The 19,541-nt window shown below is 67.1% G+C and carries 16 protein-coding genes, 2 tRNA genes and 1 pseudogene (1 of these 19 cut by a window edge); 12 read left to right on the top strand and 7 right to left on the bottom strand.

The genetic code is table 11. The features are described 5' to 3' along the window. Nucleotides 1-141: 141 nt before the first annotated feature. Nucleotides 142-2,133 carry an N-acetylmuramoyl-L-alanine amidase gene (locus tag OCI36_RS00500; protein WP_261663113.1) on the bottom strand — a complete coding sequence of 664 codons (1,992 nt, stop codon included), beginning with the start codon at nt 2,131-2,133 and terminating at the stop codon, nt 142-144. A gap of 294 nt (nt 2,134-2,427) precedes the next feature. On the opposite strand from OCI36_RS00500, the gene OCI36_RS00495 reads away from it, so the two are divergent. The 6 genes from OCI36_RS00495 to OCI36_RS00470 all read left to right on the top strand — a co-directional run bounded on the left by OCI36_RS00495 (nt 2,428) and on the right by OCI36_RS00470 (nt 8,193). Then, nucleotides 2,428-3,093: a glycosyltransferase family 2 protein gene (locus OCI36_RS00495; protein WP_261663112.1), complete on the top strand. Its 666-nt coding sequence runs from the start codon at nt 2,428-2,430 to the stop codon at nt 3,091-3,093. Nucleotides 3,094-3,177: 84 nt separating this feature from the next. Continuing rightward, entirely contained in the window at nt 3,178-4,995 is a 1,818-nt protein-coding gene (locus tag OCI36_RS00490; protein ID WP_261663111.1) for an HRDC domain-containing protein, read from the top strand. 123 nt (nt 4,996-5,118) lie between these two features. Beyond that, nucleotides 5,119-5,613 carry a redoxin domain-containing protein gene (locus OCI36_RS00485; RefSeq protein WP_261663110.1) on the top strand — a complete coding sequence of 165 codons (495 nt, stop codon included), beginning with the start codon at nt 5,119-5,121 and terminating at the stop codon, nt 5,611-5,613. A 144-nt stretch (nt 5,614-5,757) separates the two neighbouring features. Continuing rightward, nucleotides 5,758-6,819 (top strand): Mrp/NBP35 family ATP-binding protein, encoded by a 1,062-nt coding sequence (locus OCI36_RS00480; protein ID WP_261663109.1) that lies wholly within the window; start codon nt 5,758-5,760, stop codon nt 6,817-6,819. Between the two features lie 19 nt (nt 6,820-6,838). Then, a complete protein-coding gene (locus tag OCI36_RS00475) occupies nt 6,839-7,540 on the top strand; it encodes a helix-turn-helix transcriptional regulator (RefSeq protein WP_261663108.1) in 702 nt (233 codons plus the stop codon). An 11-nt stretch (nt 7,541-7,551) separates the two neighbouring features. Further along, nucleotides 7,552-8,193 carry a 2'-5' RNA ligase family protein gene (locus OCI36_RS00470; protein ID WP_261663107.1) on the top strand — a complete coding sequence of 214 codons (642 nt, stop codon included), beginning with the start codon at nt 7,552-7,554 and terminating at the stop codon, nt 8,191-8,193. A 33-nt stretch (nt 8,194-8,226) separates the two neighbouring features. On the opposite strand, the gene OCI36_RS00465 is transcribed toward OCI36_RS00470, so the two are convergent. Continuing rightward, on the bottom strand, nt 8,227-9,318 hold the full coding sequence (locus OCI36_RS00465) for a bifunctional 3-deoxy-7-phosphoheptulonate synthase/chorismate mutase (protein WP_261663106.1): 1,092 nt from the start codon (nt 9,316-9,318) through the stop codon (nt 8,227-8,229). A gap of 110 nt (nt 9,319-9,428) precedes the next feature. After that, complete coding sequence (gene glp / locus OCI36_RS00460; protein WP_261663105.1) at nt 9,429-10,631, bottom strand: gephyrin-like molybdotransferase Glp; 1,203 nt, start codon at nt 10,629-10,631, stop codon at nt 9,429-9,431. Nucleotides 10,632-10,811: 180 nt separating this feature from the next. On the opposite strand from glp, the gene OCI36_RS00455 reads away from it, so the two are divergent. The 5 genes from OCI36_RS00455 (at nt 10,812) to hflX (ending at nt 15,429) form a co-directional block, all read left to right on the top strand. Beyond that, nucleotides 10,812-11,306 carry a peptidylprolyl isomerase gene (locus tag OCI36_RS00455; protein ID WP_261663104.1) on the top strand — a complete coding sequence of 165 codons (495 nt, stop codon included), beginning with the start codon at nt 10,812-10,814 and terminating at the stop codon, nt 11,304-11,306. A gap of 154 nt (nt 11,307-11,460) precedes the next feature. Continuing rightward, the gene (locus OCI36_RS00450) at nt 11,461-12,954 is read left to right on the top strand and encodes a UDP-N-acetylmuramoyl-L-alanyl-D-glutamate--2,6-diaminopimelate ligase (RefSeq protein ID WP_261663103.1); all 1,494 of its coding nucleotides are present in this window, start codon (nt 11,461-11,463) and stop codon (nt 12,952-12,954) included. A 127-nt stretch (nt 12,955-13,081) separates the two neighbouring features. Next, a tRNA-Lys gene (locus tag OCI36_RS00445) sits at nt 13,082-13,157 on the top strand. 154 nt (nt 13,158-13,311) lie between these two features. Further along, nucleotides 13,312-13,402, top strand: a tRNA-Ser gene (locus tag OCI36_RS00440). A gap of 302 nt (nt 13,403-13,704) precedes the next feature. Further along, entirely contained in the window at nt 13,705-15,429 is a 1,725-nt protein-coding gene (gene hflX, locus OCI36_RS00435; protein ID WP_261663403.1) for a GTPase HflX, read from the top strand. A gap of 101 nt (nt 15,430-15,530) precedes the next feature. On the opposite strand, the gene pdxT is transcribed toward hflX, so the two are convergent. From pdxT to pdxS, 4 genes and pseudogenes are all read right to left on the bottom strand, one after another. Next, entirely contained in the window at nt 15,531-16,052 is a 522-nt protein-coding gene (gene pdxT, locus OCI36_RS00430) for a pyridoxal 5'-phosphate synthase glutaminase subunit PdxT (protein WP_409996702.1), read from the bottom strand. Further along, nucleotides 15,938-16,943, bottom strand: a protein-coding gene (locus tag OCI36_RS00425; protein ID WP_261663102.1) for an IS630 family transposase whose coding sequence is annotated in 2 segments (ribosomal slippage) — nt 15,938-16,474 and nt 16,476-16,943 — 1,005 coding nt in all. Because the reading frame shifts where the segments join, the coding sequence is not laid out codon by codon here. The genes pdxT and OCI36_RS00425 overlap by 115 nt, the downstream gene beginning before the upstream one ends. A 53-nt stretch (nt 16,944-16,996) precedes the next feature. Further along, nucleotides 16,997-17,176, bottom strand: a pseudogene (locus OCI36_RS00420) (pyridoxal 5'-phosphate synthase glutaminase subunit PdxT); the annotation flags it as partial. A gap of 40 nt (nt 17,177-17,216) precedes the next feature. Next, nucleotides 17,217-18,134, bottom strand: a complete 918-nt coding sequence (gene pdxS, locus OCI36_RS00415) for a pyridoxal 5'-phosphate synthase lyase subunit PdxS (RefSeq protein ID WP_261663101.1) — start codon at nt 18,132-18,134, stop codon at nt 17,217-17,219. 66 nt (nt 18,135-18,200) lie between these two features. On the opposite strand from pdxS, the gene OCI36_RS00410 reads away from it, so the two are divergent. Then, nucleotides 18,201-19,541, top strand: the 5' portion of a protein-coding gene (locus OCI36_RS00410; RefSeq protein ID WP_261663100.1) for a PLP-dependent aminotransferase family protein. Its footprint extends 75 nt past the window's final position; 1,341 of the gene's 1,416 nt are visible here — the first part of the coding sequence; it begins with the start codon at nt 18,201-18,203; the stop codon falls past the right edge of the window.

Below are 19,541 nucleotides of genomic sequence, written 5' to 3'. Positions count from 1 at the left end.
TCTGAACCTCTTCTGAATTTTTTCGGGGTCGCTGCATCCCGTGACAACAATCAACCGCCGCCACGCCATAACTCTCGCGTGGCGGCGGTTGGTTCTGTCTTACTGTGTAGTCTCTAGCCCAACGTGCAGCCAGCCCGGTGCTCAGTCGGCCGGGTTGCCCGGCAGCTGACCCACCGCTTCTGAGGAGTCGGCGCGGACGCCGGTCCGCAGCGATTCGTGAATGCCCTTGGCGATGCCCAGAGCAACACGGTCAAGGTAGTTCTGGTCGGTCAGGTTGATCGAATCCACTGGATGGCTCACGAAGCCGACTTCCACCAGCACCGCCGGCACCCGGTTGTTGCGCAGCACGGCCAGCGACTGATAGTTCTTGATGCCACGCGAGAACGCGCCGCTGGTGTCCACGACGTTTTTCTGCATGATGGTGGCCAGCGCCGGCGAGAGGCGGTGGTTGCCGTTGTACCAGGTTTCCACCCCGTATCCCTTCAGAGCGCTCTGGGTGGGCATGGCGTTGGCGTGAATGCTGACAAAAGCGTTGCCCGAAGCCCCCATGTTGCCGCGCATCCGCAGGTCGGTGACCTTGCTGGGGTTCAGTTCCATATCGCGGTCACGGGTCATGATCACGTCGATGCCGGCGGCCTGGAGGAACTGCCGGGTGCGCAGCGCCACGTCCAGCACCAGCTTCTTCTCCTGCACGCTGCCCATGGCGCCGGGGTCGCTGCCGCCGTGACCGGGGTCCAGCACCACGCGCGGCTTGACAGCGCTGGCATAGGCCAGGCCGCCGGCAGCAGGCAGCGACGCCATGGTGCTCAGGCGGCGCTCCTGGGCCGGCAGGGGCCGCAGGTTGGCCAGCGCCGGCGAGACGTCGATGGCCAGGCGGTAGCGGTCGGTGCCGCCATCTACCGGCGGCAGGAAAAAAGCACGCCAGCCACGCGAAGAGGTGGTGGGGCTGCCGGTTTGCAGGCTAAGGTTCACGGCGTTGCCACCGGGCCGGTAAGCCCAGGCTGCCAGCTCGGGGCTGACGCCCGAAGCGCCGCCGCCCTGCGACCGCACGCCGCTGATGGCCACGCTCAGGCCGTCACCCTGCGGGGTGATCTTGTAGGAAGACCCCGGCGGCAGGTCCACGACCACCCGGGTGATGCCGGGATTCTTGCCGATACGCGGTTCGGTCAGGGTGCCACTGCCGGCCGAGCCGGGCACTCGCCCACTCAGGTCTCCGTTGGCGGTGTAGCCGGGAGCGTCGGCCAGTTCGGGCGGCAGCGGCTGCGGCTTGGACACCACGACCTGGTCTCCCGGCGCGGTGCCGCCCGGAGCCGCCGGGATGGCAGCTGGAGCCGCCGCCGGCCGGGGTGCGGGGACAGGGGGCGTGTAGGTCGGCGTGACCACCAGGGGAGCGGGAGCGGGCTGCACCGGTACCTGCGCCAGCTGGTAGGGGTTATCACTGCGGTCCAGCGAGGAACGGGCCAGCGGCATGGCGCTCAGCGAAAGCGTGGTACTGGACAGCGCCGAGTTGCCGTAGCTGGCCGCTGAAGCATTCGCTGCAGCGCGGGCGGGCGCAGCAGCCGGCGCCGCGCTGCCACCCACCATGGCCCGCAGGCCGCCGCCGCTCACGCCGCCCTGCACCGATTCACCGATTTCCAGAATCAGCACCCGGTTGCCCGAGGCGATGGTGGCCTCGCTGGCCCGCCAGCCGCTGGCCGGACCCAGGGGAAAAGGCGTGCTCAGGACGGCCTGACGGCCACCTGCCTGATAGCCGGTCACGGCCGGGCCCACCGCTCCGCGCGTTTCCGGCTGCACCGGAGCACCCTCCACACGCACAGTCAGACCGATCTCGGCCGGGCTGAGGACATAGTGTGCGCCGGCCGGCAGGTCGAACACCACTTTGGTGATGCCGTCCGGCGAGCTGAAGCGGGGCGACCCGAAAACGTTGCTGGCAGGCCGTGCCTGGGCCACCGTCTGCGCGGCGGCCGGCTGCGCTTGCGCTTGTGACTGGCCGCCAGCTCCGAAGGCAGCGGCATTGCCGGCGAACGCCGGATAATCCGTGGAGGGGCCAGTGCGCTGGAAAGGATCGGTCTGCGCCGAAGCCCATCCGGCGCTGCCGACCAGCATGGAAAGAAACAGGGCACGCGACTTCATGATTGTTATACTGTCGCCAGTTTCCATGAGAAACGCAAACACATTTGAGCAAAAGCAGGGTTTCTTGCCTGCTGGCAGCTCACCATGTAGCAGCAGGAGCCGGGAAATTCCGTCCTGCACGTCCGCCTGTTTCAGGGCCAGGTCAGCTCTTATTTATGAGAAAATGAAAAGTAGGCTTCATGAGATGAGAGAAGACAGCTGGTCTGGCCGCTGCCGGTTGAAAGTCCTCCAGTTTATAAGCCTGCCTGCGCCCGGCACGGGAGCCCGGGCAGCGCAGTTGCTAGACTGACGGCGATGAGCCAGCCCACGCAGCCACGGTCCTTCGCCCCAGCCCAGGTGGCCGTGATTATCCCTGCCTTCAACGAGGAAGCCACGGTGGCCGAGGTGGCCCGGGTGGCCCTGAACTTCACGCCCGAGGTGGTGGTGGTGTCTGACGGCAGCCGTGACCTGACCGTCCCTGCAGCGCAGGCCACCGGCGCCCGGGTGCTGGACCTGCAGCCCAATGCCGGCAAAGGCGCCGCGCTCTACGCTGGGCTGCAAGCGGCGCAGGCCGAGTGGGTCATCATGCTGGACGCCGACCTGATCGGTCTTACCCCGCAGCATCTGGAGACGCTGGTCCAGCCGGTACTCAGCGGCGAGCTGGACATGACCATCGGGGTCTTTGAGGGCGGCAAATTCATGTCGGAGTGGGGCAACCGCCTGACCCCACAGCTGAGCGGCCAGCGGGCCTGCAGCCGCGAATGGCTGCTGAGTGTGCCGCGGCTGCAGCAGGAGCGCTGGCCCGAGCCGGCCATCACCGAACATCTGGAACACACCGGCCTGCGCTGGGATTACGTGGAGCTGCCCGAAATGGGACAGGTCCTCAAGGAGAAAAAACGCGGCCTGGTCAAAGGCGTGATGTACCGCACCCGCATGTATGCCGACCTGCTGACCTACCGGGTGCGGCGCCGGCGCGAGTAAGCCCTGCCCTTTCGCGCCTGATTTAGAGATTCAGAGCGTCCGCCCCTCTCCGCAGGGGCCGCGCCATGCGGCACAATAGGACGCATGACCCATCAACCTTCCGGTTCTTCTTTTCCTGCACCTGCGGCGGCAGGGCCGGGCACTGCCGGTGAGCCGCAGCGCCCCGACACCCGCCTGACTTCTCTGCACACCGAGCGCGGTGACGCCCACGGCCGCCTGGAAAGCGCGTTGGCCGCCCTTGAGGGTGCCCGCTGGGGCCTGACCCTGGCCGGCGAGGCCGCGCTGGCTCAGCAGCTGCGTGCCCTGCTGGGCGCCGGTGTGCTGCGGCTGGACCCCCACCTGCCACTGCGGCGCGACCTGCTGGCCGAGGCTGGCCTGGCTGCGGCCAGCCTGGAAGGCGACTGGCGCGGCGCGGTGGCCGTCTGGCTGCTGGAACCCAGCGACGAGGAACTGCAGCGGGCCGCCCGGGCCGGCGTGCCGGTGATCGTGGACGCCACACTGGCGCCCGGCTCCCACTGGCTGGCGGCTGGCGCCCGCTACGTGACCTACCACCACGGCGCGGCCCTGACCGGCTTTGCGGACGGCAGCAGTGGCGGTGCGCTGGCCTTGCTGTTTGGCAGCAGCGAGCGCCCGGAGCCGGCTGCCCCGGCGGCCGCCGACCTGGCCGTCGCACTGGCCCTGCGTGACGTGGCGACCCTGCCGCTGCGCCTGGCCCGCGCCGCACAGACCGCCGCTGCCCTGGCCAATCAGCTGACCGGGCGGGCACTGCCGCTGGGCCCCACTGCCCTGTTGCTGCCCCCCGAAGCGGCGGCCGCCACCCCTGCGCCGCTGGGCGGCGTGTTGCCGGCAGTCCAGCCGGTGCAGGGCGGCATGCTTCTGACGCCGGGTCTGGCCGACGCCCGTCAGGTTCGCTCGCTGCTGCACGGAGTGGATCGCCCGGCCGAACCGGCCGAAACAGTCGCCAGTACTGAGCAACCCGGCCAAGGCAGCGCGGCAACCGTGACTCAGCCGGCAGACACTCGCCCTGAGCGCCGCTACGAAGCGCAGGAAGACAACACCCGTTCGGCCCAGCCGGCACGTGAGGAGCAGTTGGAAGGGCAGGCCGCCGAAGTGAACCCCAACCCGGCCCCCGAACGTGAGCGGGAGCCGCGTTTCTCCAAGCATCGCCCGCACGAACGCCGTGAGCAAAAACGTGAAGACCGCCGCGATTCGCGGGAGCGCGGGAATGGTCAGCAGGGAAACCGCCGCTTCGAGCGTAGCGAGCGTTTTGCTGGCGGCAGCCGTCCCGAGCGCCAGCAGGGCGAACTGGACCGTTTCGTGTTTGAAGCACCTCAGCCTGAGGCAAACACCGCGCCCCAGGCACCGGAAACTCCGGCGCCACAGCAGGGAGACATGCCGCAGCCAGAGCAGGAGCAGACCACCGGCACTGCGCCGGCTGATCAGCCGGAACAGACGCCTGCTCCAGCCGCCGAGCCGCGCCAGGAACGTCAGGACCAGCGCCGCTCGCAGGACCGCCGCAGCGGCCGCCAGCAGCAAGACCGTCAGCCGGGCCGGCACCGCCCGGCGCCTGCGGGAGAGCGCCAGGGACCGGCAGAAGATGCCGTTCTGCTGCCGCCCGACCTGCCGGTGGCGCAGGCCGGCAGCGGCAAGCCCGATCCCACCGCCGACCTGACCGAGGAGCAGAGCGCCGTGTTCGCCCGGCTGCGCGACTGGCGCAACGCCGAGGCGAGCCGGCAGGAAATCAGCCGCTTTATCGTGGCCAGCAACGCCACCCTGGCCGAAATCGCCCGGCAGGTGCCCTACACCATCGAGGACCTGCGCAGCGTCAAAGGCATGGGCCCAGCCCGAGTCAGCAAGTACGGTGAAGCTATCGTGCATGTGGTGCGCGGCACCCGCAGCTGAGCACGCATCTTTTTGACAGTCCCCCGCAGGCGTTCCGGCCCCCGCGGGGGTTTTTCTGTATTGGAAGGCTAAACAGCACATCTGCCCCGGCCCAGCCAAGAAGCGTGTGCTTGAATGGCGGGCGTGAGTGTTTCTGCCCAGGCCCTGCTGAATCAGCCCGCCCCCGACTTCACCCTGAATGCGGTGCAGCCGGGTGGGGCGTGGCAACCGGTGACCCTCAGCAGCTACGCCGCAGCCGGGCGGGCGGCCGTGCTGGTGTTTTACCCGCTGGATTTCAGCCCGGCCTGCACCGCACAGGTCCCCGACTACAGCCGCCGGGCCGCGGAGTTCGATGCTGCCGGCGCCGACGTGCTGTGCATCAGCCGTGATTCGGTCTATACCCACCGGGCCTGGTCACGCGAACTGCGGCTGCAGGTGCCGCTGCTGGCCGATCTGACCCTGGCGGTGGCCGCACAGTATGGCGTGGCCGCGCCGGAACAGGGCTGCGCCCGGCGCGCGGTCTTCGTGGTGGGGCGGGACGGCCGGGTCCACTGGCTCCATCTGGAAGAGGACCCGGCCGCCGTGACCCTCAGCGCCGCCGAAGTCCTGCAGCACGTGCCCGGTCCGGCCGGTCGGTAAGTTCAGACGGCAGGAGCAGCCGTGCGGAAAGCTCTGAGGCCCGTCCTGGCGGGACTTTTTCAGGAAAGAGGCCCATATCCGGCAAAACTTTACTGTAACGCTGCCCCTTGCCAGCTCCGTTAACTCTGCGCTAAAGAAGAGGTTATGCAAGAAGCAGTCATGGCCGCTCTATCGGCCGTTAACGATCCCGAGCTGCACCAGGACCTGGTCAGCCTCGGCATGATCGAACGCGTCGTCGTAGAAGGCGGCGTGGCGGCCATCAAGGTGCAGCTGACCACGCCGGCCTGCCCACTGAAAGCCACCATCGAAAACGATGTCCGCCGCGCCGTGTTGCAGGTGCCGGGCATCGAGGAAGTGCAGGTGACTTTCGGCGCGCAGGTGCGGGCGCCGCAGCAGCCCCCGCTGCCGGGGGTCAAGCACGTGCTGCTGGTAGGCAGCGGCAAGGGCGGCGTGGGCAAGAGCAACGTGGCGGTGAATGTCGCAGCGGCGCTGGCGCAGGACGGCGCCCGCGTGGGTCTGCTGGACGCCGACGTGTACGGCCCCAGCGTGGCGCACATGCTGGGCCAGGGCGAGGCGCGCATCACCGCCAACGAACAGCGCCAGATGATGCCCATTGAGGCACACGGGGTGCGGTTCATTTCGATGGCGAACCTGACCCGCGCCGGACAGGCGCTGGTGTGGCGCGGCCCGATGCTGCACAGCGCCATTCAGCAGTTTCTGAAAGATGCCGACTGGGGCAAGTTGGACTACCTGATTATTGACCTGCCGCCGGGCACCGGCGACGTGCAGCTGTCCATCACCCAGTCGGTGAAGGTGACCGGCGCCCTGATCGTGACCACCCCGCAGGACGTGGCCCTGTTGGACGCCAGCCGCGCGGTGGACATGTTCCGCAAAGCCAGCGTGCCGGTGCTGGGCGTGGTCGAGAACATGAGCTATTTCGTGGCCCCCGACACCGGCCACACCTACGACATCTTTGGCCGGGGCGGAGCCCACAAGCTGGGCGGCCTGACGGTGCTGGGCGAAGTGCCGCTGGACCCCGAAGTGCGCCAGGACGCCGACCGGGGCGTGCCGGCCGTGGTGGCTCACCCACGCTCGGCTGCTGCGCAGGCTCTGCGTGAGGTGGCCCGCAGTCTGGCCGGCCAGATCAGCGTGGAAACCCTGAGTGATTTCTCGGCGGACAACCTCGAGCCGCTCCCGGTGCTCTAACCCGATGTCCTCTCAGCCGATGCCTGCCGGAGCCAAACCGGCCGAGCGCACCAGTGACCGCCTGCTGGCCCTGCTCAAGCAGCAGGGCGCGCAGTGCGCCGGGCAACTCAGCGAACGCCTGGGTCTGACCGAACAGGGGGTTCGCCGGCACCTCAGCCGCCTGACGGCCGACGGCCTGATTGAAGCCCGCACCGAGCGGCCACTAGGCCGGGGCCGCCCGCAGCAGGTTTATCTGCTGACCGAACAGGGCGAAGCCCGCTTTCCCAAAAGCTACCCCTCGCTGTGCGTGGATATCCTCAGTCACCTGCAGGTGGAGTACGGCGCCGAGGCGGTCGAGCGGGTCATGAACTCGCGGGCGCGCACCGCCATCCAAAAGCTGCGGGCCGACTGGGACCCTGGACTGACGCTGGAGCAGCGGCTGGAACAGCTGACCCAGCAGTTTCAGAACGCCGGCTACGGCTCGGTCAAGGCCGACGAGGGCGACGCCTATACCCTGACGCACTGCAACTGCCCACACCTGGCGGTGGCGCGCGAATTCAACGAAGTGTGTCTGGCCGAGCAGGTCATGATCGCCGATGCCCTGGAAACCGAAGTGACCTGCGAGAGCCGCGCTTCCAGCGGAGGCTGCCAGTGCCGCTACCGCATCAGCAAAAGCGGCCCCGCTGAGGCAGCTTCCCGCCCGGATTCGGCCACCACGGCCGGCCGCCCCGAACGTTTCTGAGGTCCCTGCCTGTGTCTTTTTCTCCCCCGCCCGAATTCGCTGCCGAAGGTCTGCCGCTGGTGCCTCAGCCCGGCCCAGCTGCCGCACAGACCGCCAACTCGGGCATCACCGACGGAGCCTACAGCCTGGTGGCCTGGCCCCCGCCCAAACTGGACGCCTGGCTGCGCCGCATGCAGATCAAGCTGGATGTCAGCGGCTTTGGCGTGCCGCACATCAATATCCGCGCGCCTTTTCAGACCGAGCTGAGCCGATCTGAGCTGATCGCCCAGTTCCGCGACGTGCTAGAAGGCGCCGGGTCGTTCGAGGTGACACTCAAGGGCTTCAAGCGCTACAAGAGCGTCATCTTTCTGGAGTGCGAGGCCAGCGCCCGGCTGCTGTATCTGCATCTGATGGCGCTCAGCGTGGGTCCCTCCACCCGTGGCCCTTACGACGGCGAAGCCTACGCTCCACACCTGACGGTGGCGCTGGGGGTACTGCCCTGGGCCGAGGACGAGCTCTGGGCACAGGTGGAGGCGATGGAGCTGCCGGTCACCCGCTTCCGGGTCTCGGTCCTGAGCCTGACCATCGAGGAAAAGGGCGAGGTGATTGAGCTGCACACCTTTCCGCTGACCGACCCCGAGGAAGAAACGGCCCCGGCCCAGCCCGAAGGCTGAGTGGCGGGGCGCCAGCACCAGTGGCAGACAGGCTCAGATCTTCAGGTCGGCCACGAACTGCCGGAACTGATCGAAATCCAGCTGCTGTTCGTTGTCGCTCATGGCGGTGGCAGGCTGCGGGTGCACCTCCACGTGGATACCGTCGGCGCCCACGGCCAGCGCAGCCTTGGCCAGCGGCAGCAGCAGGTCGCGGCGGCCAGCGGCGTGGGTCACGTCCACCACCACCGGCAGGTGGCTTTCCTGCTTGACCAACGCCACGGCGCTCAGGTCCAGGGTGTTGCGGGTCCACTTCTCGAAGGTGCGGATGCCGCGTTCACACATGATCACATCCTCATTGCCGCCCGAGAGGATGTACTCGGCGGCGTAGAGCCATTCTTCGATGGTGGCGCTCAGGCCGCGCTTGAGCAGGGCCGGCCGGCGGGTGGCGCCCACCTCGCGCAGCAGGCTGAAGTTGTGCATGTTGCGGGCGCCGATTTGCAGGATGTCGGCGTACTCACTGACCACTTCCACGTCGCGGGTGTCCATCACCTCGGTCATGAACTGCAGGCCGTAGCGGTCGGCAATCTGCCGGCCCAGCTTTAGGCCTTCTACGCCCATGCCCTGAAAGCCGTAGGGGCTGGTGCGCGGCTTGTAGGCCCCGCCGCGCAGAATCTTGCCGCCCAGTTCGGCCACCAGCTGCGCCGTGCGGTCCATCTGCTGCTCGGATTCGATGGCGCAGGGCCCGGCAATCAGCACCGGGGCCTCCTGCCCGCCGATTTTCACGTCGCCGATGGTCAGCACGGTGTCTTCGGGGTGCTTCTTGCGGCTGACCAGCAACTTGCGCTGTTCGCGGTGTTCTTCCAGGGCCAGGCTGGCCTTGAAAATCTCCTTGAACATGGCGCTGACGGCGGCGTCGGTAAAGGGGCCCTTGTTGGCCTGGCGCACCAGCCGCAGCTGATCTTCCTCGCGCTTGGGGTCGTAAAACTTGGTGCCACCCTCGCTGGACTTGATCCGGCCGATCTCGGCGACCAGTTCACCGCGGTGCGAGAGCAAATCAAGCAGCTGATTGTTCAGCTGGTCCACCTGATCGCGCAGTTCTTGCAGGGTGTCTTCGGGCTGCGGGCTTTGGGGAGTCAGGTCGGTCATGCCGCAGCCTAGCGGAGCCGCTGCATCCTGTAAACCTCCCGGGTGTTTCTGCGCCGGAGACGTCAGGCCAGCGGGCCAGCGGGCCGCCCGATTGACAGCCTGGCCCAGTTCTAGTCCAGCCACAGCACCTCGACCTCATCACCGGCGGCCACCGGCTGCCCCGGACCGACCCGCACCAGCACCCGCGCGTCACTCAGCGAACGCAGCACCCCGCTGCTCTGCTTGGGGTAAGGCACCACCTCGCTGCCGCGCAGCTCGCCGCGCCAGAAGGCGGTCTTCTGCCCCGCTGTCCCGAAAGGTGCTCCGGCCCGCAGCCGGGTGACGCGCAGGCCCTGGCCGGTCAGCGCCGGGCGCACCAGCAGCTCAAAGACCACCAGGCTGCTCACCGGATTGCCCGGCAGCCCCAGCACGCTCAGGCCGTTCCAGCGCCCCAGCAGCGTGGGGCCGCCGGGCCGCAGCCGGATTTTCCAGAAGGTGACCTCGCCGCGTTCTATCAGCAAATCGCGCATAAAGTCGTAGCGGCCCATGCTGACGCCGCCGCTGGTCAGCAGCAAGTCGGCGCCGCCCACCGCGCTCAGCCGGGCGGCCAGCTCATCCACATCGTCGGGAGCGTGGCCCAGGTCCAGCACCTCGGCGCCGCATTCCAGCAGCAGGCCGTGCAGCCCGTAGCGGTTCGAGTCGTACACTTCGCCGGGCTTGAGGGCTGTGCCAGGCGCGCGCACCTCGTCACCGGTGCTGAGCAGCGCCACCCGCCAGCGCCGCAGCACCGGCAGCCGGTCATGTCCGCCTGCCACCGCCAGCGCCACCCGCGCCGGCGTCAGGCGGGCCCCGGCCGGCAGCAGCTCATCGCCGGGGGCGAAATCGTCCCCGAAGTGCCGCACGTCCTGCGGGCGGGCCGGGGTCAGCAGACGCACGCTGCCTCCATCAGACGCGAATTCCAGCTGCTCAACCGGGCAGATGGCATCGGTGCCGGGTGGCAGCGGTGCGCCGGTGTAGATACGCACACACTCGCCGGCATTTACCTCGCCTGCGTAAGGCTCACCGGCGCGGCTCTCGCCCACCACCTGCAGCGTGACCGGGCTGCCGGCAGCGGCGGCCAGGGTGTCGGCCTCGCGGGCGGCGATGCCGTCCAGCGAGCTTTCGGTGGCGCTGGGGTGGGCCACCTGCGCCGGTAGCGCCTGCGCCAGCCGGCGGCCGAACGCCGCCTCAGGGGCCACCCACTCGGTTGCCGGCTGTGGGAGGGCCGAGCGCACGGCAGCCTGAGCCTCTTCCAGAGAGACGAAGCGGGCAAAATCAGATGAAGCATGGGTCATCAACGTTAGGCTAACTCCCCGCGTGCCCCCCCGGGGCAGGCAGGCCGCTAAACTGAAGCGCTGCCCCGGCCACAAAGCCACAGCGTGAAGGCGGGTTCAGGCGGCAGCCCGAGCAAACAATTTCCCTTTTCTTCTCATCTCAGTGCCGCCCGCGAGGCCGGGGGCCAGAAGGAGCATCACATGCAAATTGCCAAAGATAAAGTGGCCGAAATCGATTACATTCTGCGCGTGGAGGGTGAAATCGTTGACCGCAGCGAAGACGGCGAACCGCTGACCTACCTGCACGGCCACGGCAACATCATTCCGGGCCTGGAAAACGCCCTGGAAGGCAAAAGCGCCGGCGACCAGGTCAAGGTGACCGTCTCCCCCGAAGAAGGCTACGGCGTCTACGACGAAGAAAACACCGACCTGCTGGACCTGGCCGATTTTGATGACGACGTGGAAGTCGGCGCCACCTACTTCGGCGAAACCGACGACGGCCAGCTGGTGCCCTTTACCGTGCTGGGCCTGAACGACGGCAAGGTCGAAGTGGACTACAACCACATGCTGGCCGGCGAAACCCTGGACTTTGAAGTGACGGTGCGCGACGTGCGCGACGCCACCCCCGAAGAGCTGGAACACGGCCACGCCCACTTGGGCGGCATGGAAGAGGACGACGAAATCAGCGAGGACTGAGCCTCCTCTCTGCCTGTGCAGGCAGCGCCCGCTTTCCGGCTGGAGGCGGGCGCTGTTTTTCTTCTGAACGGGCCAGTGCTTGCCAGCAATCAGAGGCACCGGTGACTGGATGCTGGCAACCAGGGATGCGGGCAACTGCTCTACACTGCTGCCCATGAAGCTCGCTGCACTGGCTGCCGCCCTGAACCTTCCCGCGTCCTCCCAGAGTCCAGAAGTCCTAAGCCTTGAGGTGACGGACGTGACCCACAATGCCGCCTGGGCACAGCCGGGCAGCCTGTTCGTGGCGGTGCGGGGAGCGCGGGCCGACGGTCACAGCTTTATCCAGCAGGCAGAAGAACGCGGCGCCGTGGCGGTGGTCGGTGAAGGCCTGCCCGCAGGAGTCGGCACCCGGCTGCCCTACCTGCAGGTGCCCGACGCCCGCGCCGCGCTGGCCGACCTGGCCGCCGAGCTGCACGGACACCCCAGCCGTGAGCTGAAGGTGGTCGGCGTGACCGGCACCGACGGCAAGACCACCACCTCCTGGCTGACCCGGCATCTGCTGCGGGCGGCCGGCCTGCGCACCGGCCTGCTCAGCACCGCCGGCTACGAATTGTCCGACGGTCGGCTGCGGCAGTTCCCGGCCCACTTCACCACCCCCGAAGCGCCGCAGCTGCAAGGCATCCTGCAGGAGATGGTGCAGGAGGGCGCGCAGGCCGCCGTGCTGGAAGCCAGCAGTCATGCGCTGGCGCTGCACCGGGTGCGCGGCGTGGCCTGGGACGCCGCCATCTGGACCCACCTGACCCGCGAGCATCTGGATTTCCACGGCAGCGTGGAGCAGTATTTCGCTGACAAGCGCCGCCTGATTGAGGCGTCACCTTTCGCGGTCCTGAACGCCGACGATCCCTGGACCGAACGCCTGCGCGGCATTGCCCCTGCCGAGGTCACCTATTCCGCCGAAGGCCGCCCGGCCGACTGGCAGGCCAGCGGGGTGCAGGAAAGCGGGCAGGGCCTGCAGTTCCAGGTTCACTCGCCGCTGGGCGATTTCAGCGCGACCCTGCCGATGATTGGTGTGTTCAACGTCGCCAACGCGCTGGGCGCCATGGCTGCCGCCGCGCAGCTGGGCGCCACTGCCGAGCAGCTGCAAGCCGGACTGGCTTCCTTCGGGGGCGTGCCGGGCCGCATGCAGCTGGTGCGTGATCCTGACCTGCCCAGCGAACAGCAGCCCCGCGTCATCGTGGACTTTGCCCATACGCCGCCCAGCCTGGACAAGGCCCTGCACACCCTGCGCAGCACCACCGAAGGACAGCTGTGGGTGGTGCTGGGCTCGGCCGGCGGCAACCGTGATCCCCTCAAGCGGGCGCCGCTGGGCGAGGTGGCGGCCCGCTGCGCCGACCAGGCCATCTTTACCGAAGAAGACCACCGCCACACGCCCCTGCAGGACATTCTGGACGAGATGGAGCGCGGCGCCCACGAGGGCGGATTCAGCAACTACCGGTCCATCGGCAACCGGCAGGAAGCCATTCGCTTTGCCGTGGGGCAGGCCCAGCCCGGCGACACCGTACTGCTGGCCGGCAAAGGCCCCGAAGACACCCTGGAACGCGACACCGAAACGATTCCCTGGAACGAAACCGAGGAAGCTGAAGCAGCCCTGGCGCTGCGCCCCCGCTGAAGCTCCTCGCCAGAGCCGGATGGCAGAACAGCGGCAGGATGATGTGGCGTGGCTTACATAGTCCGTCACACGCCATGTTATCTTTGTTTTCGCTGTTTTCCGGCCTTCCCGGCTGGTCAAAAGACCTGGGTTGTTAGCTCAGTTGGCAGAGCAGCTGACTTTTAATCAGCGGGTCGTAGGTTCGAGCCCTACACAACCCACCACTATTTCCCCCGCCCTGTTGCGGGGGATTTTGCTGTGCCTATTCTGTCCGCTCTCCCTTCTACCCCTTTTTGCCAAGCGGGAACGGACCTGCTATACTTCGCAGCGCACTTGTGCCCAGATACCAGGTCAACCCGGGGGCCCGTGGTCCGGCGGGGGGAGGTGCCAGAGTGGTTGAATGGGGCGGTCTCGAAAACCGTTGTACGGTCCTGCCGTACCGTGGGTTCGAATCCCACCCTCTCCGCCAGAAGCACAAGTTGCCAGAGTCGCCCTTTTCTAGAAGAGGGCGGCTTTTTTATGTGCCTGACCCTGCCAGCACTGCTATTCCGGGCTGCCAGGTCCGCACCACTGACAAGCTCAAGCATGGGCACTGGCCCAACCCGCTGCTCACGTTCCCTGAAGCGGCGCCTGCGATAATAAAAGTCGGTGACGTCAACTTATTTTTCGCTTGTTTTTTCTGAACTGATCTCTGCCGGCTGGCCCCTGTGGGGCAGCGATGCCAAGCAGACCAAGCATTCACTGAGCAACCCGGAAAGAAGGTAAGCAACCATTACCAAGGTTCATGGAAACACCTCGGGCCTGAAAAAAGCCCAGCTGAAATCACTGGAAAATCTTTACCGCCGCCGCATCGAGCCTGGCCGCGTCGGCTCGCCTGAACTGGCCCGCAACCTGGCCGAACTGTCGGCCGATGTGCGCCGCGAGGTCAGCGTGCTGATTGACCGGCGTGGACGTGTCCTCAGCGTCAGCGTGGCCGACGCCAAGGGCGCCCAGCTGCCCGAAACCCGCCAGGGCGAGAACCGTCTGTCGGGCTATCATCTGCTGCACGCCCATCCGCGCGGCGGCGAACTGAGTAAGGGCGACCTCTCGACCCTGTTCATGAAGCGGCTGGACGCTGTCAGCGCCATTGAGGTCGAGGGCGACGGCCGGCCTGGGCGGGTGCATACCGCGCACCTGACCCCGCCTGGCAGCTCTATCGAGGAAGAGGACTGGCGCATCTTGCCGCCAGTGCCCAGCTACCAGATTGACGAGTTCGATCTGGGCGCGCAGGTCTCGGCGCTGGAAGAGGAAATTGCCCGCGCTACCCGCACCCGCGAGGCCGCCAAAGACAGCGAACAGGCCATTCTGGTGCAGATCGACACCGGCGAGGTGGATGCCGAGGAACGCCTGGAAGAGCTGGGCGAGCTGGCCCGCACCGCCGGGGCCACCGTGGTGTGGCGTGAGCTGGTGTTCCGCCGCAACCTCAAGGCCGGAACACTGGTGGGGGCCGGCAAGCTGGAAGAGCTGACCTCGCGCGCCTACCACCTGGACGCCGACCTGCTGATTTTCGGCCAGGAACTGGGCCCGGCCCAGGCCCGTGAAATTGAGGCAGCCACCGGCCTCAAGGTCATTGACCGCACCCAGCTGATTCTGGACATCTTCGCTCAGCATGCACAGGGCCAGGAATCGCGCCTGCAGGTGGAACTGGCGCAGCTGCGCTACATGAAACCACGGCTGCTGGGCGCTGGCGCGCAACTTTCGCGTATCGGAGCGTCGGGCGGCAGTGCGGCCAGCGGCGCCATCGGCACCCGTGGCCCCGGTGAAACCAAGCTGGAGCTGGACCGCCGCCGCATCAACGACCGGATTTCCTTTCTGGAAGCGCAGCTGCGCGAGGTGGCGGTGCGCCGCGAGGAACGCCGCAAGAGCCGCGCCCGCAACGACGTGCCGGTAGTAGGTATCGTGGGCTACACCAACGCCGGCAAGTCCACCCTGCTGAACGCCCTGACCCACGCCGCCGAGGAACCCCGGCGTGTGCTGGCCGAGAACAAGCTGTTCGCCACGCTGCGCCCGACCAGCCGCCAGGGTTACCTGGACGGCGTGGGCCAGGTGGTGCTGACCGACACCGTGGGCTTTATCCGCGACCTGCCGGCCGACCTGAGCCGCGCCTTTCGGGCCACCCTGGAAGAAATCGGCGACTCCGACGTGCTGGTGCATGTGCTGGATGCCAGCAGCGACGCTGCCGAGCTGCACTTTGAAGCTGTGATGCGCATTCTGGACGACCTGGACCTGGCCGATCTGCCGGCCGTGGTCGCGCTGAACAAGGCCGACCGGGCTCGCCCCGCCGAGCTGGCCCGGCTGCAGGAACGGTTGGAACAGGCCGGCGCGCAGACCGTGGTGATCAGCGCCGCCAAGCGTCAGGGCCTGGACGACCTGCGCAGCGCGGTGGCGGCCGTGCTGAACCGGCGTGGCTACCTGCAACCCGGCTACAGCACTGCCGCTGCACCCAGCCTGCTCTGAGGTCAGGAACCTAGCCAACCCACCCAGAGTTAAACAAGAGCGCCGCCGGAGGACTTCTTCCGGCGGCGCTTTGCTGTTCTGATGTTTGCTCTGGTCTGACCTTAGTCCTGTTTCGTCAGCAGGTCCAGAAACAGCCTATGCAGCCGGTCATCTCCGCTCAGCTCGGGGTGAAAGGTGCTGGCCAGCAGCCGGCCCTGCCGGACCAACACCGGCTGACCCCGGTATTCGGCCAGCACCTCGGCCGCCTCTCCCACCCGCGTGATAACGGGTGCCCGGATAAAGAAGGCTTCGAACGGAGTTTCCAGGCCCTGGACCTCCAGCGGGGCCGTGAAGGAATCCACCTGCCGGCCGTAAGCATTGCGCTGCACCGCGATATCCAGCATGCCCAGCGCCGGCGGCAGCCCCGGCACGTCCGAATCGCCGGCAATGTCGCGGGCCAGCAGGATGGCCCCGGCGCAGGTGCCCCACAGGGCGCCACCAGCCGCATGGAACTGCCCCAGAGCGTCGCCTATTGATAGCGGCGTAAGTTGGCGTCCATAAGCTGACGGGGCAGGTGAATATAGCGGACCCGCTGCCAGGCGGTGACAAGCCTCTTTTTCAGCGCTCTGATGGAGTGGGCACAAAAGTTCCCCAACACATTGCGCTTGACGTAGGCCCACACCAACTCGATCGGGTTCAACTCTGGAGCATACGGAGGCAGAAAGATCAGAGAGAGGCGTTCGTGGGAACCCACGAACGCCTGGGTCACTTTCGCGTGATGAATTCTCGCATTGTCCAGCACCACGACGATGTTCCCCTGAACTTGGCGCAGGATGTGCCCAAAGAATCGGATGACTTCTCCACTGCGGATCGCTCCGGATGTTGTGTGCTGGAAGAATCGTCCATCTGAAGTGATCGCCCCAATCGTCGAAAGCTTCTCCCAGTTCGCTCTGAGCGTGACCAGGGGCGTGACGCCCCTGGGTGACCACGTTCGCCTTCGCACGCCTTTCAACGAGAATCCGACCTCATCCAGATAGATGATTGTGGCTCCCCCAGCGACCTTTTTTTTCCAACTCCGGGAGCACCTGTTCCCGCCAGGATGCAATCCGAAGTTCGTTCCGCTCAGCAGCCCGCCCATCTGGCATCTGTGGGCTGAACCCCAACTTTCGTAGGATTTTACGGACGTGATCATGGTGGTACCACACCTCGAAGTGCCGCCCGATCAGCTCTGCCACGCGTTTTGTCGTCCAAGTTTCGTCAGGAAACCCATGCTGCAGAGCACCCTCCCGCAGGAGGGTGCGAAGCTGGTCGTGCTGAGACTCAGTCAGCCGAGCAGGACGACCAGAGCTGACCGTCGCTTGCAAGCTTCCCTTCTTTCTGAGCCGAGCACTCCAAGAAGTCACCGTGAGCACGGAGACGCCGAAGTGAGCAGCAATTTCGCGGTGTGTGTGGCTGCCTTGCTGCAGCCACTCGGTAGCAGCCAGACGCCGCTCCTCAAGTTGGGCACGAGAATATTGGTTCGGTTGCCATTCCACGGTCCCTAGAGTTTAGCAGCGCATACTTACGCCGTTATCAATAAATCAGTGGCGGCCAGCAGACGGCGCATGGTGGTGCTTTCGCCCCCAGGCATCACCACACCGCTCAGGCCGCTCAGGTCGGCCGGCAGCCGCACCTCCCGCACCCCAGCGCCCAGCCGGCCCAGGGCCTGGGCATGTTCGCGGAAGGCACCTTGCAAAGCCAGGACACCCACCGTTAGTGCGCCCGTCATGCCGGCGCTCCGGCGCGGCGGGACTTCCCCTGCCTTCCGCTTACCAACCGCGGGCCGCCAGCCGCTCTTCGGGCAGCAGTTCGTCAATGTTGATGCCGGTCATCGGGGCACCGAGGTCCTCGCTCAGCTCGGCCAGCAGTTCGGCGTTCTGGTAATGGGTTACGGCCTGCACGATGGCCTTGGCGCGGCGCTCGGGATTGTCGCTCTTGAAAATCCCGCTGCCCACAAACACGCCGTCCAGCCCCAGCTGCATCATCAGGGCCGCGTCGGCGGGGGTCGCCACGCCGCCGGCCGCAAAGTTCACCACCGGCAGCCGGCCATGTTCATGCACGTAGCGCACCAGGTCGTAGGGCGCGCTCAGGTCGCGGGCCACCGTCATCAGTTCTTCCACCGGGCGGGCCTGAATCTGGCGCATTTCGCCCAGCACGGTGCGGGCATGGCGTACCGCCTCGATGATGTTGCCGGTGCCGGCCTCGCCCTTGGTGCGGATCATGGCGGCCCCTTCGCCCACCCGGCGCAGCGCTTCGCCCAGGTTCTTGGCACCGCAGACGAACGGCACCTGGAAAGCGTGCTTGTCAATATGGAACTGGTCGTCGGCCGGGGTCAGCACCTCGGATTCATCGATAAAGTCCACGCCGATGGCCTGCAGAATCTGAGCTTCCACGATGTGCCCGATCCGGACCTTGGCCATCACCGGAATGCTGACCGCCTCAATGATCTCCTTGATCATCTTGGGGTCGCTCATGCGGGCCACGCCGCCGTCCCGGCGAATATCGGCCGGCACGCGTTCCAGCGCCATGACCGCAGTGGCCCCAGCTTCCTCGGCGATGCGGGCCTGATCGGCCGTCACCACGTCCATGATCACGCCGCCCTTGAACATCTCGGCAAAGCCGCGCTGCACTTTTTTCACGTCCTGCCCCTGGGGGTTCTGCTCGTTCGCTGCATTTTGGCTGGTCATGCCCGCCATGATGCCGGCCGGATTGGTCCAAGAACAGAGCCAATAGTTGAACGCTAGAGTAGACCAATGTCCTCGCTGACCTTGCTGGAACAGTTACAGCCCGACCGCAGCGCGGCGGTTCCACTGACCCGTCAACTGGCGGCGGGGCTGCGTAGTCTGAGCGCCAGCGGCCAGCTGCCGGCCGGCGCTCAGTTGCCTCCCACCCGGCAGCTGGCCGCTGCGCTGGGTATCTCGCGCGGCACCGTGACCGAGGTGTTTGAAACCCTGTGCGCCGAAGGCTATCTGGAAGCCCAGGTAGGGGCCGGCACCTTCGTCCGGGCGCTGCCAGCAGCTGGCCGGGACCGGGGCCGGCCCTCAGCCCGTGCACAGGCGCTGGCGCAGTTGCCGGTTCTGGCCTCCCCTTCCACTCAGGGCGGCCCACCACGCCCTCTGCGGCACTCTCAGCCAGATGCCCGGCTCTTTCCCTGGAAAACCTGGGCCCGGCTGGAAGCCCAGGCCAGTTGGGCGCCGGCGCGGCGTTCTTCGGCCGCCGGGTGGCCGCCGCTGCGCGAACAGGTGGCCGCCTATCTGCGCCGGGAGCGTGGGCTGGACTGCCAGCCGGAGCAGGTCATCATCACCACCGGCAGCCAGCAGGCGCTGGACCTGGCCGCCCGGACCCTGCTGGACCAGGAAGAACAGGTGGCGCTGGAATCTCCGGGTTACCCTGGCACCCGCGCGGCCATGCTGGGTGCCGGCCTGCGCCCACTGGCCCTGCCGGTGGATGAAGCTGGCCTGGACCCGGCAGCGCTGTGGCGGCAGCCACGGCTCAGAATGGTCGGGGTTACGCCGGCCCACCAGTTCCCCACCGGCGTGTCGCTCAGCCCCGGGCGGCGGCTGGAGCTGCTGCGCTGGGCCGAGGAGCAGGGCGGCTGGATTCTGGAAGACGACTACGATTCCGAATACCGCTACGCTGGTCCTCCCCTGACGCCGCTGCAAGCCCTCAGCGACCGGGTGATTCATCTGGGCACCTTCTCGGCTTTCCTCTTCTCGGGCCTGCGCCTGGGCTTTCTGGTGGTGCCGCTGCATCTGGCCGGCACCTTTACCGCTGTCAAGCAGGCAATGGACGGCGGCTCTTCCCTGCACGACAGCGCCACCCTGGCCCGCTTTATGGCCGAAGGTCACTTCACCCGCCACCTGGCCCGCACCCGGCGTATCTACGCGGCGCGGCACGACTTTCTGCTGGCACAGGTGCAGGCGTTGGGAGCAACTGTCCCAGCGCCGGGGCGTGGCCTGCACCTCACTGCCTACTGGCCGTCCAGGCAGCAAGCACAGGTGCTGCGCCAGGCGCCCGGGCTGGGGCTGGACCTCACCCCGGTGCAGGCTTTCCAGTGGGGCCGCCAGACCAACGTGCCAGGGCTTTTGCTGGGG

It is taken from the genome of Deinococcus sp. Marseille-Q6407 (assembly GCF_946848805.1).
In the GTDB taxonomy this organism is placed as follows: Bacteria; Deinococcota; Deinococci; order Deinococcales; family Deinococcaceae; genus Deinococcus.
Note: the sequence above shows the minus strand (reverse complement) of the source record. Positions and strands in the feature narration are given on the sequence as shown.

Excerpts from the sequence above, each read along its gene's own strand:
- OCI36_RS00495 (WP_261663112.1), top strand. The coding sequence starts at position 2,428 with ATGAGCCAGCCCACGCAGCCACGGTCCTTCGCCCCAGCCCAGGTGGCC.
- OCI36_RS00475 (WP_261663108.1), top strand. The coding sequence starts at position 6,839 with ATGCCTGCCGGAGCCAAACCGGCCGAGCGCACCAGTGACCGCCTGCTG.
- OCI36_RS00500 (WP_261663113.1), bottom strand. The coding sequence starts at position 2,133 with ATGAAGTCGCGTGCCCTGTTTCTTTCCATGCTGGTCGGCAGCGCCGGA.
- OCI36_RS00480 (WP_261663109.1), top strand. The coding sequence starts at position 5,758 with ATGCAAGAAGCAGTCATGGCCGCTCTATCGGCCGTTAACGATCCCGAG.
- OCI36_RS00450 (WP_261663103.1), top strand. The coding sequence starts at position 11,461 with ATGAAGCTCGCTGCACTGGCTGCCGCCCTGAACCTTCCCGCGTCCTCC.
- pdxS (WP_261663101.1), bottom strand. The coding sequence starts at position 18,134 with ATGACCAGCCAAAATGCAGCGAACGAGCAGAACCCCCAGGGGCAGGAC.
- OCI36_RS00490 (WP_261663111.1), top strand. The coding sequence starts at position 3,178 with ATGACCCATCAACCTTCCGGTTCTTCTTTTCCTGCACCTGCGGCGGCA.
- OCI36_RS00455 (WP_261663104.1), top strand. The coding sequence starts at position 10,812 with ATGCAAATTGCCAAAGATAAAGTGGCCGAAATCGATTACATTCTGCGC.
- OCI36_RS00465 (WP_261663106.1), bottom strand. The coding sequence starts at position 9,318 with ATGACCGACCTGACTCCCCAAAGCCCGCAGCCCGAAGACACCCTGCAA.
- glp (WP_261663105.1), bottom strand. The coding sequence starts at position 10,631 with ATGACCCATGCTTCATCTGATTTTGCCCGCTTCGTCTCTCTGGAAGAG.